This is a genomic window from Roseivivax sp. THAF197b, assembly GCF_009363255.1.
In the GTDB taxonomy this organism is placed as follows: domain Bacteria; phylum Pseudomonadota; class Alphaproteobacteria; order Rhodobacterales; family Rhodobacteraceae; genus Roseivivax.
This window is the reverse complement of the sequence record NZ_CP045318.1, coordinates 269,570-283,776: the sequence shown is the minus strand read 5'-3', so window position 1 is coordinate 283,776 and position 14,207 is coordinate 269,570. Positions and strand designations below refer to the sequence as shown.

Sequence of the window (14,207 nt, the reverse complement as noted above, 5' to 3'; positions counted from 1 at the left end):
TTGAAATTTTATGACCGAGCAGTTGCAGAAAGTTATGCTGCGCCTGCAAAATCCGGAACAAGATGACGGATCGAGTTCGCGTAGTAGCGCAGGATCGGCTGGCCGGATTCGGTCGGGGTCAGCACACCGTCCTCGTCGGTGACGAGCCCACGCTTGATCAGGCGATTGGCGGCGAAGGCCACACCATGCGCGTGCCCCCCCTCGGGCATGACCAGCGGTTCAGGCGTGGCATGGTCGATCGCGGCAAAGCGCGCCGTCAGCGCGTCGCGATCCATCGCCCCTTCGGCCTCGAGCAGATAGGCCAGAAGCGGCACCGGCAGGATCGGCACGGCCGACGCGATCCGATCCAAAATTAGGCCGCCCAACGCCTCGGGCGTTCCGGCGAGTTCCGGGTTGGCGCGCAAGGACAACGGCGTGCCAAAGCGCGCGGCCGTATAACCGAAACTGTGAAAGCGCCCCGTCGCGCGCCGCCAGAACAGTGCGATGGCCTGCCAGAAGGCCGACAGCACCCCGGCGCGGAACCGACGCTCGCCGCGCCGGTCGGCATCGATCAGGATCGTATCCTCGAGGACGCGGTCGTAATTCACCGCGACCGGGACGAAGACCACGTCGCGAGCCTCAAGATCCGCGCCTTCGGCGATGTACTTGATCAGGCCGACCTTGGGCGATTTCAGGCCGCCATCGAGGCTCAGCCCGCCTTCGGGGAAGATCGCCTGCGCCACCCCGCCGCGCGTCGCCATCTGGATGTATTTCTCAAGCACCTTGCGATAGAGCGCGTTGCGCGATTTGCGCCGGATGAAATACGCTCCCATCGCGCGGATCAGTCCCGATAACGGCCAGAGCCGCGCCCATTCCCCCACCGCGTAGGACAGGGCTGACCGGCGCGCGGCGAGATATGTCACGAGGACGTAATCCATGTTCGAGCGATGGTTGATCACGAAAATCACCGTCGCGTCGCGGTCGATGCCGACCAGCGCGGCCTCGTCGAGATCCTTCACGTCGACGCGGTAGAGCGCGTTCGACAGCCACCGCGCGGCCCGGATCGCAAAGCCGAAATAGGCAGAGGCCGAGAAGGCCGGGACAATTTCGCGCGCGTAATCGCGGGCCTTCTCGAAGGCCACGTCCTCGCGCAGGTTGTTCTCCCGGGCATGGGCGACGACGGCTTCGGTCACCTCCGGATCGTAGATCAGGCGCTGAATCAGGTCGTAGCGCCGCGCGAGCTTGAACGGCTGGATGGGGCGCTCCAGCCGTTCGTTCAGCCGAGCCACGATCCGTTCCGCACGGCGCCGGAAGAACCACCGCACCGACGGAAACAGGAAATGCGACGCGAACGTCACTGTCGCGAAAAGCATGATCAGGATGAAAAGCCAAACCGGCAAGGAGACTTGCGTCGTCATGGGCCGAAGGATGACGCGCGGTCACGCTTTAGGCAATCCCAGGCGGCCCCACCGTGCCCTGGCGCCAATCCGGCTTACGCAAGGGCCTGTGCCCGGTTATAAACAAACCGCCCGACGCCGCGATGCAGCGAATTGACATGGCCATAAAGTTTCCAATATGGCTGTCCGTGCGAAATATTATTGCTTACCCGATTCATCCCGCGAGGAATGCGATGACCGAGACCCGAACCCCGCCCCAGACGGAGCCGCAGAAAGACAAGCCGTGGCTGATCCGGACCTATGCGGGGCATTCCACCGCGCAGGCGTCGAACGCGCTTTATCGCGGGAACCTCGCCAAGGGGCAGACGGGCCTGTCGGTGGCCTTCGATCTGCCGACCCAGACGGGGTATGACAGCGATCATATCCTGGCGCGGGGCGAAGTGGGCAAGGTGGGTGTACCGGTCTGCCATCTGGGCGATATGCGCACTTTGTTCGACCAGATCCCGCTCGAGCAGATGAACACGTCGATGACGATCAACGCTACTGCGCCCTGGCTGTTGTCGCTCTATATCGCCGTCGCGGAGGAACAGGGCGCGGATATCTCGAAGCTGCAGGGCACCGTGCAGAACGACCTGATCAAGGAATACCTGTCCCGCGGCACCTATATCTGCCCGCCCAAGCCATCGCTGAAGATGATCGGGGATGTGGCTGAATATTGCTACAAGCATATCCCGAAGTGGAACCCGATGAACGTGTGTTCCTACCATCTGCAGGAGGCTGGTGCCACGCCCGAACAGGAGCTGGCCTATGCGCTGGCCACCGCGATTGCGGTGCTCGACGAGCTGAAACCGCGCGTTCCGGCCCAGGATTTCCCGATGCTTGCGGGGCGCATCTCGTTCTTCGTGAATGCGGGCATCCGCTTCGTGACCGAGATGTGCAAGATGCGCGCCTTCGTGGACCTCTGGGACGAAATCCTGGCGGAGCGCTACGGCATCGAGGACGCCAAGTACCGCCGCTTCCGCTACGGCGTGCAGGTGAACTCGCTGGGCCTGACGGAACAGCAGCCCGAAAACAACGTCTACCGCATCCTGATCGAGATGCTGGCTGTCACTCTGTCCAAGAACGCCCGCGCCCGTGCGGTGCAGCTGCCCGCCTGGAACGAGGCGCTCGGCCTGCCGCGCCCATGGGATCAGCAATGGTCCATGCGCATGCAGCAGATCATGGCCTACGAGACCGACCTTCTGGAATATGACGACCTCTTCGATGAGAACCCGGCGGTGGAGCGCAAGGTCGCGGCGCTGAAGGAAGGCGCACGGGCCGAACTGTCCACGCTTGACGGCATGGGCGGTGCGATTGACGCAATCGATTACATGAAGGCGCGCCTTGTCGAAAGCAACGCGGCACGGGTCGGCAAGGTCGAACGCGGCGAGACCGTCGTGGTCGGCGTGAACCGCTGGACCGAGAGCGAGCCCTCCCCCCTTCTGGGCGAAGATGGCGGCATCATGGTCGTCGATCCGGCGGTCGAGGCCGATCAGGTTTCCCGGCTCGCCGCGTGGCGCGCGGAGCGGGATGCGGAAGCGGTGGAGCGCGCGTTGTCGGATCTGCGTGCCGCGGCGCGTGAGGGACGAAACGTGATGCCCGCCTCCATCGAGGCTGCGAAAGCAGGCGTGACCACCGGGGAATGGGCTGCCGAGATGCGCGCGGCCTTCGGCGAATATCGCGGCCCCACCGGTGTGTCGAAATCCATCTCGAACCAGACCGAGGGCCTCGAGGATATCCGCGAGGCGGTCGATGCCGTCTCGGCCAAGCTCGGACGGCGGCTGAAATTCCTGATCGGAAAACCCGGCCTCGATGGCCATTCCAACGGCGCCGAGCAGATCGCGTTCCGCGCCCGGGATTGCGGTATGGAGATCGACTACGAAGGCATTCGACTGACGCCTGAGGAAATCGTTTCTGCCGCAGCGAATGGCGACATGCATGTGATTGGTCTGTCGATCCTGTCCGGCTCTCATTTGCCGCTGGTGGAGGATACGCTGCACCGGATGAAAGCCGCGGGTCTCGGGAATATTCCGCTGATTGTCGGCGGCATCATTCCCGAAGAAGATGCCAAGCGCCTGCGCGCCATGGGAGTCGCACGGGTCTACACGCCGAAGGATTTCGTGTTGAATTCAATTATGATGGATATCGTCCAACTGGCCGATCCGGAGGCTGTAGCAGCCGAATAATACAACCTGAGGCGATAAAGTCGCTCGCTTCGCCTACCATAGGGTAGGCGAAGTTCTACTTGTTTTCCAATTGATACAAACATCCTCTTGCCGAGTTTGCTATTTTGGTGAATAGCAAAAGAGAGATAATGGAGAACACGAATGAATATTGATCTCGAAAGCCTCTCGAAAGAAGAGCTCGAAACACTTAAAAAAGACGTCGACAAGGCGCTGAAATCTGTCGATGCCCGTCGCAAAGCAGAAGCCAAACGTGCCGCCGATCAGGCTGCAAAGGAATACGGCTTCTCCCTGGATGATCTTGTTGGCGGCACACCGTCGAAGGGCGTAAAGGGTGTTCCGAAATACGCCAATCCCGCGGATCCGTCGCAAACATGGACGGGCCGTGGCCGAAAGCCGGGCTGGGTGAATGACGCCCTGAAGTCCGGAAAATCGCTGGACGATCTCGCACTCTGATGTCGATCCATATCGGCGCCGATCCCGGCGCTATTGCCGAAACGGTTCTCATGCCCGGCGATCCCTATCGGGCGCGCTGGGCAGCGGAAACCTTCCTGAAATCCCCGAAACTCATCAATGACGTCCGCGGAATGCTGGGCTTCACCGGCACGTGGAATGGGCATCGCGTGACGATCCAGGGATCTGGAATGGGCATGCCGTCCTTTTCGATCTATGCGAATGAGCTTATTCGCGATTACGGCGCAAAGACCCTGATCCGGATCGGCTCCTGCGGGGCGATGCAGAATTCGGTGAATATCCGTGATGTGATTGTCGCGATGACAGCATCGTCGCTGTCGACGCCTTCGCGCGGTATTTTCCGCGAATTGAATTTCGCGCCATGTGCCGATTGGGGTCTCTTGCGCGCGGCGGTCACTGCCGCCGAGGCAAAAGACGCCCCGGTTCATGTGGGCGGAATTTATTCGGCGGATGTCTTCTACGATGAGCGGCCTGATCTCAATGAGCAGATGACCCGCCACGGGATCCTGGCCGTGGAAATGGAAGCGGCGGAGCTTTACAACCTCGCCGCGCGCCACGGTATCCGGGGCCTCGCCGTTCTGACCGTCAGCGATCACCTGCTGACCGGAGAGGCGCTGCCCTCCGAAGATCGCGAACGCAGCTTCGGCGACATGGTCGAGATTGCGCTCGAGTCGGCCTTCGCCTGACGCGATGCCTGACACGATCAGGATGCGCCCCGGGGCGCATCCTATACACCGTGGCTGCCGTCGTAACGATTGACGGCAGGCGGCACCCATCCCTCCAGCAAAGCGGCATCCGGGCGCAACACCTCCACCACGAGCGGGAAACAGGCCGCGACGTCCGACGAATGCTCGCTGCTGCAATCGCCCCCGGGACAGGCCGATAACGCGCCGAGAAGATCAATCTCCGCAAAGAAGGTCAGCGCATCGCCCGGGCGCACAGGCGAGGCCTTCATGAAATACTGCCCCGTCTCCCGCGTGAAGCCGGTGCACATGAAGACGTTCAGCACATCATGCACATGAGGCTCGGCTTCCGCGACGCCTAACCCCAAATGCGTGGCCAGCGCGCGGGTCAGGTTCGAATGGCAGCAATGATGATACTGCCCGCCCGCCAAAAGGTTGTGGGTATAGGGATCGCACCGCGTGCCGATCACGTCATGCACCGCACCGCCAAAGGCATCGATCCCGTACCAATCAAGGCTGTCTTCCACGATCGTCGCCAATGGCCTGAGCGCCGGGAAGGTGGACCAGAGCCTATCGCCCGTCGTCACATGCGAGCCGTGCAGGGCGCGGGTCTTGCCGGAATAGAACCGTTCCGACACATCCGCGGCGTTCCACAGGTTGAGATCGCCGACCTGCGGCCCCTCGGTCGAGACGATGCGGAAGAAATGACCGGCAGGCACCGTGAAACAGGCCGCATCGCGGGGCGGCACGATGACCGTCTCCACGCGCTGCGCGCTGGCACAGGCGCGCTGGTACAGGCCCAGATCGACCGCGGGCAGCGTCTCCGTCGGATAGCAGATCACCGGCGGAACAGCGCGGCGGGCATCGGCATCGTTCGGGGCATGTGTCATGGCGGCCTCCTGAGTGGTTCGGCGCAACCTCGCCCCGTCCCACCGCTTTGGCAAGGGCTCCTTCCCCGCGCTTGGGCCCCTTCCCAGAAACGCCGAGACGCCCCTGAGAAACGCGAAAGGCCGGGTGTGATCCCCGGCCTCTGCGAATCAAATGGCGCTGCGCCTCAGATGACGATCACGTCGAGCGGCGGGAAGCCGTTGAAGTTCACCGACGAGTAGGTCGAGGTGTACGCACCGCAGGAGCGGATGACGATCTTGTCGCCTGCCTTCAGGCCCAGCGGCAGCTCAACCGGGCGCTTTTCGTAAAGCACGTCGGCGCTGTCGCAAGAAGGACCGGCGAGGATGCAGGCGCCTTTGGGCTCATGCTCGCGCTCGGTCACGAACCGGTAGCGGATCGCCTCGCCCTCGGTCTCCGCGAGGCCTGAGAAACGGCCGATATCGAGGTAGACCCAGCGGTGCAGGTCGTCATCGGATTTGCGCGACACGAGCAGCACCTCGGCAGCAATGGCGCCGGCTTCGGCGACCATGCCGCGGCCCGGCTCTGCCATGATCTCGATCTCGGTACCGAAACGGGCTTCGACAAGCGCCATCACCTCGGCGGCATAGGAGGTCGGCCCCTGCACCTCATCGGTGTAGAATGCCGGGAAACCACCGCCGATATTCAGGAGCGACAAGACGTGGCCCGCATCATGCGCCGCGTCCCAGACCGCCTTCACCTGGTCGAGGATCGGCGCCCAGGCACCGGCACGCTTCGTCTGGCTGCCCACGTGGAACGAGAAACCGACAGGGTCGAGGCCCAGTGCGCGCGCGTGGTCCAGAAGGGCGATGGCCTTGTCACGTCCGCAGCCGAACTTGCGCGACAGCGGCCAGTCGGCCTCATGCGCATCGACCAGAAGACGGATGTAGACGCGTGCACCGGGCGCATGCTCGGCCACCTTCTCGATCTCTTCCTCGGCATCGACCGAGAAGAGCGTGATGCCCACCTGGTGCGCCCAGGCGATGTCGGAGGCACGCTTGATCGTGTTGCCAAAGGAGACATGCTCGGGCGCGGCACCCTGGGACAGGCACAGCTCGATCTCGCCGCGGGAGGCGGCATCGAAATGCGAGCCATGCGCCACGAGGGTCTCGATGATCTCGCGCGCGGGGTTGGCTTTCACCGCGTAGTGGATGGAGGCGCGGCCGAGGCCCGCACGCAGGGCGCGGAACTGGGCTGCCACAGCCTGACGGTCGACCACGAGCGTGGGACGATCAAAGGCGGTCTCAGCGATGAAACGCTCGACGCGGGTGGATGCAATAGCGGAAGGAGCCGAGAAATCGGCAACGAATGCGTTCATGTCCATCTCCAATAGACCCGGCCATATATGACCGCTCAGTTCTGTCAGAGACGTTACCGTCGCTACGTAACCGTGGGGCTGACCCATGGGACAGAGGCGCGTGCGTTGGCGTCTGGTAGGGCGCATATGTCCCTGACCATGAGTCGTTTCAAGAAAAAAAACGGCCGTTTTGAAAATAATTTCAGGGGCTAACCGGAGGGCCGCATGCAGCGCTTCGGCGGCTGTCCGGACGGGCCTTTTGACGTGGCTCCGCAGTGCACGCAGAGCCAATCGCTTTGGCCTGTTCCATCCCGTGTCTCGCGCCAGCGGCAGGCGCGCATGCCTTTGCTCGCGACATAAGCCACGAGGATGAAAGCGATGATGAGACCGATGGGGACGATCAAGGCTTGCGCACTCCTTCGCCATTTGCCCCTCCGCCCTTCCTAAAGAAGGCGCGGGAGCGGGGCAAATAGCGGGGGTTCACGATGTGTCAGGCGTAGCGGCCGAGATCGGCCTCCGGTGCCTTGGTGCTGCGCTTTGCGTCGATACGCTGATGCGCGGCGTTGCCCGGATAATATGCATAGGCGTCTTCGAGGATCCGAAGCGCGTCGATGGCATGGGCGGTGGCTTGCTTGGTGGTCATGGGAGACCTCATTTCCGTTGGTCTGCCCTCCCTCACCCTCCAATATGGGCGCTAACGTGTGCGACAGTATACGCAAAATGCGCATAGCGGTTTGTCCACACTGCATGGCCAAACAAGGGCACGCCCGCACACAAAAAAGCCCCGGTCTGCAGATGCATCCGGGGCTCTTCCGCTGGATGTGCGGAGCGATCAGATCGCGCGCTCGACCATCGTTTTCTTGATCTCCGCGATCGCCTTCGCCGGGTTCAGACCCTTCGGGCAGGTCTTGGCGCAGTTCATGATCGTGTGGCAGCGATAGAGCTTGAACGGATCCTCGAGATCGTCGAGCCGCTCACCCGTCGCCTCATCGCGGCTGTCGATGATCCAGCGATACGCATGCAGAAGCGCTGCGGGCCCGAGATACCGGTCGCCGTTCCACCAATAGGACGGGCAGGAGGTCGAGCAGCAGGCGCACATCACGCATTCATACAGCCCGTCGAGCTTCTCGCGGTCCTCGATGGACTGCTTCCACTCCTTGGCGGGCGTGTTCGTCTTGGTTTCCAGCCACGGCATGATCGAGGCGTGCTGAGCATAGAAATGCGTCAGGTCGGGGATCAGGTCCTTCACCACCGGCATGTGCGGCAGCGGGTAGACCTTCACGTCGCCCTTCACCTCGTCGATGCCGTAGATGCAGGCCAGCGTGTTGATCCCGTCGATATTCATCGCGCAGGAGCCGCAGATGCCTTCGCGGCAAGAGCGGCGGAAGGTCAGCGTCGGGTCGATCTCGTTTTTGATCTTGATGAGCGCGTCCAGCATCATCGGCCCGCAATCGTCGAGATCGACGAAATAGGTGTCGACGCGCGGGTTCTCGCCATCATCGGGCGACCAGCGGTAGATCTTGAACGTCTTGAGCCGGTTCGCGCCTTCGGGCTTCGGCCAGGTCTTGCCGGTGCGGATGGTTGAGTTCTTGGGGAGTGTCAGTTGAACCACGACAATGCCTCCGTATCTGGGTTGCTTGAGTTGTATGGCGCGCAGGGCCTCGGGAAAAGGCCTGTCTGCACAAATGTGATCATCCGTCGCGCTTTCAGACCGCGAATATCAGCCGCGCAGGCTGAACACGTAAGTGTCGGAGCCTGCTTCATTTTGTTTCTCCCCGGTCGGTGGCGTCCCAGATCTCCAGGAACATGCCCGTGATTGCCTTGCGGTCGGATTTCTTCAGGTCCAGCCGGTTGAGAAGGTCGACAAAAGGAACGATGGGTTTCGGCAGACCGACATTGGCGCGATCCGCTGGTTTCAGGTTCGAGATTGTCAAATCGTCGAGCCCGACAACCTCCAGAATATTCCGGCCCCAAAGCCCACCCTTTTCGATCTCCGCCTCCATGGAGAACACATGTCCCCGCGCGCCCCAATGCGCCTTAGCATCGGCAATCAGGGTATCGAGGTTCTCATAGCGCCCGACACGCTTCGACCATTCGTCGAAACTCGATGCTTCGCCGCGCTGTTTCTTCTTGAAGGAATAGGCGGATTGATAATGCGCCTCGGCATTTCGGGTGGTGACGATCCATGCCACGTCATGAGCATGAAATGCCTTCGTCAGGGTATCGACCGCGAACCGCGTGCCGCGATCATATGGATGGCGATAAAGGTTCTCGATACGCCAACCGAGCAGGTTCTCGTAGGACACGATGACCTTGCCCTGCGGTATCTGACGAACCGCTGTCTCCAGATCCTGCGCGGCCCTGCGCAACTTGTAGCGAAGCCATGGCGCAAACCCGTCTCCTTCGCGCAGGCTCCGCGCCACACGCGAAAAGGCTTTCGTGCTGGGGCCTTTGAGGATCACCCCCAGATCCGCCGCGTCCAGCGCATGCTTGTTCTCCTGAAGCATGGCTTGAAAGGTCTTCGTCCCGGTCTTTGGCAATCCGACGTGGAAGAACACCTGTTTGGACGCGGCCCCGCTACTCATTTGGGACCACCCTCGATGACCCGATCTGCGGCACGCGCCTGATCGTAGACGTCGAGAAGAAGCTGAAGCACCTCTTTGCGCAGATCGCGATCCAGTTTCATTTCGTTGATCCGGTAGACATAGGGCATCAATGCGTCGGGAAGGCGTGCATTCGCAGCCTCCACAGGTGCCAGCCCCGCGATGACGTCTTCGGACAGGCCGCTTGCCCGCAGGATGTCAGCGCCCCAGAGACCACCTTCGCGAACCGCGTCCTCCATTGCGAGGAGACGCCCCCGTTCGCCCCAATGGGCCGCAGCATCGGAGATCAGCGTCGCAAGGCCCTCGGCGGATCCGATCTTCTTTTGCCACGCCTCGAAATCCTTTGTTCCGCCTTTCTGCTTCACGACGTAATTGTAGGATGAGCGCAAATGATCCGCGGGATCGCGGGTGCTCATGATCCAGGTGACGGAATGCTCCTTGAACGCCGCTTCCAGCGTGTCGACCGCGTATTTCGCACCATCGGCAAACCGGATCGAATACAGGTTCTTGATCCGCCAGCCGGGCAGATTTTCATCGGTGATCAGCACCCGTTCCTGCGGCAGGTCGCGCACCCTGGCCTCAAGCGCGGCTGCTGCACGCTTCATGGCGATGCGCGCGACTATGTCCATTGGGCCATGACGGCAAAAACGCCCGGCAGCCTTGGAAAACGCGCGCGTTTCGGACTTGTTGCCAAGCACGGCAAGGCCGTGTCCCGCCAGATAGTCCTCGTTTTGGCGCAGCATGGCCTGGAACGTCGTTGTCCCCGTCTTGGGCAGACCGACATGGAAAAAGACCTGCTTTTTTGATGCGCTCATGCCCGCGCCCCGAGGATTTCAACGGCGCTGCCCGCGAGGCACCGCACCGTCTCGGGCTTCTGGACGATCCCGGCGACGATCTCGCCGGTCGAGGTGGTGGGCCCGGTCACGCTATCGGCGGCCAGCGCGTAGATCTGCTGCGATGTGGCATTGTCGATGATGCAGTTGATTGCGGGCTCCAGGGGCAGGCTCGGATAGCGCTCGATCACCACCCGGTTGATGGCCGACTTCGCAGCACTCCGCGCAATCTGGTCTTGCGTCTGGGGCGTGCAGGCCGACAGGATTGCGAAAGCGCAGATCACGCCGCAATTTCCAAGACTGATCCGCATCATTTCCCCCTTCCGTTTTGGGGCGGGCATGTCTTGACCGCTCCGGCATGTGCAAGCCCGTCCTATGTCATTCTTTGTCATTGCCGGGCATGCCTTCCTGAGACACTGGTTCGATGAAGCGGCAAGCTCAAAACGGGCAGCTTTCGCGCAAGCCGTCCCGGAGACTGGCTAGGTCGGGCATCGCCGCCTCCGTCGCGGCCTGCACGAGCGTCTCGTGGCTTTCCTCGCCCGACAGACGCCGTGCCTGCACCTTATCCGTAATGCCGCCCGACAGATAGTAATCGTCGAACTTCGTGCCATCGCCGACAAGCGGCTTGGAGAACGCCACGAAACAACACGGCCTGTCGAATGCGTGCGAGACGATTAACCCATGCAACGAGCTGGACAGCAGAAACGCGCAGGACTGAATGTCCGCCACCACTTCGGGAACGGATCGGCGCACGTCGATCAAGGTCACATCGTCCCGTTGCCCGAAGAGACGCTCCGCCTCCGCGTGATGGTCGAGATGAGGGATCAGGCCAACCTTGCCCGTGGCGGGCGCGCTCATTGCGATGTGATCCGGAAGCAGGATCGCCGGATCACCGAACACGTCCGGGCAATCATAGCCGAGTTCCAGGCACCGCGCGCGGGTCAGCGGCCCACGCACGGCCCGGATATCGCGCGGACGCGCAAAGCGCGCGTCCCGCTGCATCACGCCACTGCCCCAGACGATGGCCTGATTATCGTGCTGCACCTTGTGCAGGATGCTGCCCACCGTGAAGTTCACGGGGTGAGATCCGTTTTCAAGCGTGTTGCAGAACACCGGAAGGCGTCCCGTGCGCTGTACGTAGAGATAGGGCCCGACCCAATCGCCGAAGTTCACGGTTTTAGACCACGCCCAGCGCATCGGCCGGTCCCCGAGAAAGCCGAAACGCTGCGCAATGCGCGTCAACGAGCGGTTGCGACGCGCAATCACCTTGCCCGGGCAAATCTCGACCGTGTCTTCCGGTCCTCTTCGGGAGGACAATGACATAGCCTATCCCATCCCTAAAAAGGCGATTAGAGCATCCACTCTATCGGCGCCAACGTTTTCCGCACGAGGTGGCCCGGCGACATCACGGCAAGCAACGCGCCTGCCACAATCGTCCACCCTCTCACGCTTAGCGGAAGCAATAGGACGCCCCTCCATAGATCACGGGCGCATTGGCCGGGCAGGATGCCGAGGAGCGGACAACCGGAGAGGGCGCGATGGCAGACGCCCGAGGGGTGACCACCGCATTCTGGTGCGATGAGGGCGGTGTGCCATAGGTATACTTGCGGATGACGGCGCCATCGCCGCGCGCCGCAGCAACCACCGTGCCATCCGAAGAGCCTTGCGCGTAGTTGTGCGGCAGACCGCCATCTCGGATCGCAACCGACGTGGGCGACTGCATCTCGGCGGCCACAGACGCAGCAACGGCCGTATTGCCGAAAACACGCTCCCGCGCGCAGGCATTGAGCGCATCCGCCCCGGCCTGCGTACCGCCCGGGCCGGGCGTGGCCACGGGCAGCTTTGTGCCCGCAGCGTAGTCGTAGGTGCCCGGCGGCTGGATCTGCATGATGCACCCGACCATCGGGTCGGACGATCCGCCGCTCCCGCCGCTGCCGCAGGCCGCAAGCAGGAGGGGCGCGCAGATCATGGCCGCCAGTCGCCGCATCAGAACGTGCGTTCTTTCGGCGCGATCTTCTTCAGCGCGATACCGCCCTGATCCTCATTGGTCAGGGGATCGGTCACGATGGGACGATAGGTCAGATCCACCTTCGCGCCGTCTACATGGCTGATCGTGTGCACGCGCCAATTCTCGTCATCCCGCTCGGAATGGTCCTCATGCGCATGCGCGCCTCGGCTTTCCTTGCGCGCCTCGGCCCCTGCGATGGTCGCAAGCGCGTTGGGCATGAGGTTCGTGAGCTCCAGCGTCTCCATCAGGTCGGAGTTCCAGACGAGGCTGCGATCGGTGACCTTCAGATCATCGACCTTGCCCGCGATGCCCACCATCTTGTCCAGACCCTTCTTCATGGTCTCTGCGGTGCGGAAGACGGCGGCGTCCTCCTGCATGGTCTTCTGCATCTCGAGGCGCAGCTCTGCCGTCGTGGTATTGCCATCCGCATGACGCAAGCTGTCGAAGCGGTCGAGCGCCTTGTCCACCTGGCCCTTGTTGACCGACCGGGTGGCCGCGTCGCGATCGACGACCTTGCCCGCGCGGATCGCGGCGGCGCGTCCGAAGACGACGAGGTCGATCAGCGAGTTCGAGCCGAGGCGGTTCGCCCCATGGACCGACGCGCAGCCCGCCTCGCCTACGGCCATCAGGCCCGGCACGATGCGGTTCGGATCGTCCTTCGTCGGGTTCAGCACCTCGCCCCAGTAATTCGTGGGGATGCCGCCCATGTTGTAATGCACGGTCGGGATGACCGGGATCGGCTCCTTGGTGACGTCCACACCGGCGAAGATGCGCGCGCTCTCCGAGATGCCCGGCAGACGCAGGTTCAGCGCCTCTTTCGGCAGGTGCGACAGGTTCAGGTGGATGTGATCCCCGTCCTTGCCGACGCCGCGGCCTTCGCGGATCTCCATGGTCATGCAGCGCGAGACGTAGTCGCGGGGTGCGAGGTCCTTGTAGTTGGGCGCATAGCGCTCCATGAACCGCTCGCCCTCGGAATTGGTGAGGTAGCCGCCCTCGCCGCGCGCGCCCTCGGTAATGAGGCAGCCTGCGCCGTAGATGCCGGTCGGGTGGAACTGCACGAATTCCATGTCCTGAAGCGGCAGGCCCGCACGCGCCACCATGCCGCCTCCGTCACCGGTGCAGGTATGCGCGGATGTGGCCGAGAAATACGCCCGGCCATAGCCGCCGGTCGCCAGAACCACGGTCTTCGCGTTGAAGACATGGATCGTGCCGTCATCCAGCTTCCAACAGACAACGCCCGTGCAGGTGCCGTCATCGTCCATCATCAGATCGATGGCGAAATATTCGATGTAGAACTCGGCGTTGTTCTTCAGCGACTGGCCGTAGAGCGTGTGCAGGATGGCGTGGCCCGTACGGTCGGCAGCAGCACAGGTGCGCTGCACCGGGGGGCCTTCGCCGAACTCGGTGGTGTGGCCGCCGAAGGGACGCTGGTAGATCTTGCCCTCTTCGGTGCGCGAGAACGGCACGCCGTAATGCTCAAGCTCGTAGACCGCCTCGGGCGCGTGCCGCGCGAGGTATTCCATCGCGTCGGTATCGCCCAGCCAGTCCGAGCCCTTCACGGTGTCGTACATGTGCCACTGCCAGTGGTCGGGGCCCATGTTGGACAGCGAGGCGGCGATGCCGCCCTGTGCGGCCACGGTATGCGAGCGGGTCGGGAAAACCTTGGTCACGCAGGCGGTGCGCAGACCCTGCTCGGCCATGCCGAGGGTTGCACGGAGACCGGAGCCGCCCGCGCCCACCACGACCACGTCGTAGTCATGCGTTTCGTATTCGTATTCAGCCATATCGCGTATCGCTCCGAATTT

At 62.6% G+C, this 14,207-nt stretch carries 14 protein-coding genes; 3 read left to right on the top strand and 11 right to left on the bottom strand.

Annotated elements, in window-relative coordinates; all coding sequences use genetic code 11:
• Positions 1-32 precede the first annotated feature (32 nt).
• Entirely contained in the window at positions 33-1,379 is a 1,347-nt protein-coding gene (locus FIV09_RS01455; protein ID WP_371417739.1) for a 1-acyl-sn-glycerol-3-phosphate acyltransferase, read from the bottom strand.
• 230 nt (positions 1,380-1,609) lie between these two features.
• On the opposite strand from FIV09_RS01455, the gene FIV09_RS01450 reads away from it, so the two are divergent.
• The 3 genes from FIV09_RS01450 to deoD all read left to right on the top strand — a co-directional run bounded on the left by FIV09_RS01450 (position 1,610) and on the right by deoD (position 4,758).
• Positions 1,610-3,601 carry a protein meaA gene (locus FIV09_RS01450; protein WP_152448318.1) on the top strand — a complete coding sequence of 664 codons (1,992 nt, stop codon included), beginning with the start codon at positions 1,610-1,612 and terminating at the stop codon, positions 3,599-3,601.
• 141 nt (positions 3,602-3,742) lie between these two features.
• Positions 3,743-4,054 (top strand): H-NS family nucleoid-associated regulatory protein, encoded by a 312-nt coding sequence (locus FIV09_RS01445; RefSeq protein ID WP_152448317.1) that lies wholly within the window; start codon positions 3,743-3,745, stop codon positions 4,052-4,054.
• Positions 4,054-4,758, top strand: coding sequence for a purine-nucleoside phosphorylase (deoD, locus tag FIV09_RS01440; RefSeq protein ID WP_152448316.1), 705 nt, complete (start codon positions 4,054-4,056; stop codon positions 4,756-4,758). Before FIV09_RS01445 ends, deoD begins: the two co-directional genes overlap by 1 nt.
• A 41-nt stretch (positions 4,759-4,799) precedes the next feature.
• Here deoD and FIV09_RS01435 read toward each other — a convergent pair whose 3' ends face one another.
• From FIV09_RS01435 to sdhA, 10 genes are all read right to left on the bottom strand, one after another.
• Positions 4,800-5,645, bottom strand: coding sequence for a DUF1989 domain-containing protein (locus FIV09_RS01435; RefSeq protein ID WP_152448315.1), 846 nt, complete (start codon positions 5,643-5,645; stop codon positions 4,800-4,802).
• A 164-nt stretch (positions 5,646-5,809) separates the two neighbouring features.
• Complete coding sequence (locus tag FIV09_RS01430; RefSeq protein WP_152448314.1) at positions 5,810-6,979, bottom strand: type III PLP-dependent enzyme; 1,170 nt, start codon at positions 6,977-6,979, stop codon at positions 5,810-5,812.
• Between the two features lie 469 nt (positions 6,980-7,448).
• On the bottom strand, positions 7,449-7,601 hold the full coding sequence (locus tag FIV09_RS20280; protein ID WP_172975599.1) for a hypothetical protein: 153 nt from the start codon (positions 7,599-7,601) through the stop codon (positions 7,449-7,451).
• Between the two features lie 189 nt (positions 7,602-7,790).
• Positions 7,791-8,570 (bottom strand): succinate dehydrogenase iron-sulfur subunit, encoded by a 780-nt coding sequence (locus FIV09_RS01425; protein ID WP_152448313.1) that lies wholly within the window; start codon positions 8,568-8,570, stop codon positions 7,791-7,793.
• Positions 8,571-8,718: 148 nt separating this feature from the next.
• Positions 8,719-9,543 (bottom strand): hypothetical protein, encoded by an 825-nt coding sequence (locus FIV09_RS01420; protein WP_216646962.1) that lies wholly within the window; start codon positions 9,541-9,543, stop codon positions 8,719-8,721.
• Positions 9,540-10,376 carry a hypothetical protein gene (locus FIV09_RS01415; protein WP_152455030.1) on the bottom strand — a complete coding sequence of 279 codons (837 nt, stop codon included), beginning with the start codon at positions 10,374-10,376 and terminating at the stop codon, positions 9,540-9,542. The genes FIV09_RS01420 and FIV09_RS01415 overlap by 4 nt, the downstream gene beginning before the upstream one ends.
• Complete coding sequence (locus tag FIV09_RS01410) at positions 10,373-10,708, bottom strand: hypothetical protein (protein ID WP_254702447.1); 336 nt, start codon at positions 10,706-10,708, stop codon at positions 10,373-10,375. Before FIV09_RS01410 ends, FIV09_RS01415 begins: the two co-directional genes overlap by 4 nt.
• Positions 10,709-10,832: 124 nt before the next feature.
• Positions 10,833-11,717, bottom strand: coding sequence for a polysaccharide pyruvyl transferase family protein (locus FIV09_RS01405; RefSeq protein WP_152448310.1), 885 nt, complete (start codon positions 11,715-11,717; stop codon positions 10,833-10,835).
• A gap of 127 nt (positions 11,718-11,844) precedes the next feature.
• Positions 11,845-12,381 (bottom strand): hypothetical protein, encoded by a 537-nt coding sequence (locus FIV09_RS01400; RefSeq protein WP_152448309.1) that lies wholly within the window; start codon positions 12,379-12,381, stop codon positions 11,845-11,847.
• Complete coding sequence (sdhA, locus tag FIV09_RS01395) at positions 12,381-14,186, bottom strand: succinate dehydrogenase flavoprotein subunit (RefSeq protein WP_152448308.1); 1,806 nt, start codon at positions 14,184-14,186, stop codon at positions 12,381-12,383. The genes FIV09_RS01400 and sdhA overlap by 1 nt, the downstream gene beginning before the upstream one ends.
• Positions 14,187-14,207 lie beyond the last annotated feature (21 nt).

What these genes read in the sequence shown, in the direction of transcription:
- FIV09_RS01435 (WP_152448315.1), bottom strand. Translation starts at nt 5,645, where the DNA reads ATGACACATGCCCCGAACGATGCCGATGCCCGCCGCGCTGTTCCGCCG.
- FIV09_RS01450 (WP_152448318.1), top strand. Translation starts at nt 1,610, where the DNA reads ATGACCGAGACCCGAACCCCGCCCCAGACGGAGCCGCAGAAAGACAAG.
- FIV09_RS20280 (WP_172975599.1), bottom strand. Translation starts at nt 7,601, where the DNA reads ATGACCACCAAGCAAGCCACCGCCCATGCCATCGACGCGCTTCGGATC.
- FIV09_RS01400 (WP_152448309.1), bottom strand. Translation starts at nt 12,381, where the DNA reads ATGCGGCGACTGGCGGCCATGATCTGCGCGCCCCTCCTGCTTGCGGCC.
- sdhA (WP_152448308.1), bottom strand. Translation starts at nt 14,186, where the DNA reads ATGGCTGAATACGAATACGAAACGCATGACTACGACGTGGTCGTGGTG.
- FIV09_RS01420 (WP_216646962.1), bottom strand. Translation starts at nt 9,543, where the DNA reads ATGAGTAGCGGGGCCGCGTCCAAACAGGTGTTCTTCCACGTCGGATTG.
- FIV09_RS01415 (WP_152455030.1), bottom strand. Translation starts at nt 10,376, where the DNA reads ATGAGCGCATCAAAAAAGCAGGTCTTTTTCCATGTCGGTCTGCCCAAG.
- FIV09_RS01405 (WP_152448310.1), bottom strand. Translation starts at nt 11,717, where the DNA reads ATGTCATTGTCCTCCCGAAGAGGACCGGAAGACACGGTCGAGATTTGC.
- FIV09_RS01445 (WP_152448317.1), top strand. Translation starts at nt 3,743, where the DNA reads ATGAATATTGATCTCGAAAGCCTCTCGAAAGAAGAGCTCGAAACACTT.
- FIV09_RS01410 (WP_254702447.1), bottom strand. Translation starts at nt 10,708, where the DNA reads ATGATGCGGATCAGTCTTGGAAATTGCGGCGTGATCTGCGCTTTCGCA.
- FIV09_RS01430 (WP_152448314.1), bottom strand. Translation starts at nt 6,979, where the DNA reads ATGAACGCATTCGTTGCCGATTTCTCGGCTCCTTCCGCTATTGCATCC.
- deoD (WP_152448316.1), top strand. Translation starts at nt 4,054, where the DNA reads ATGTCGATCCATATCGGCGCCGATCCCGGCGCTATTGCCGAAACGGTT.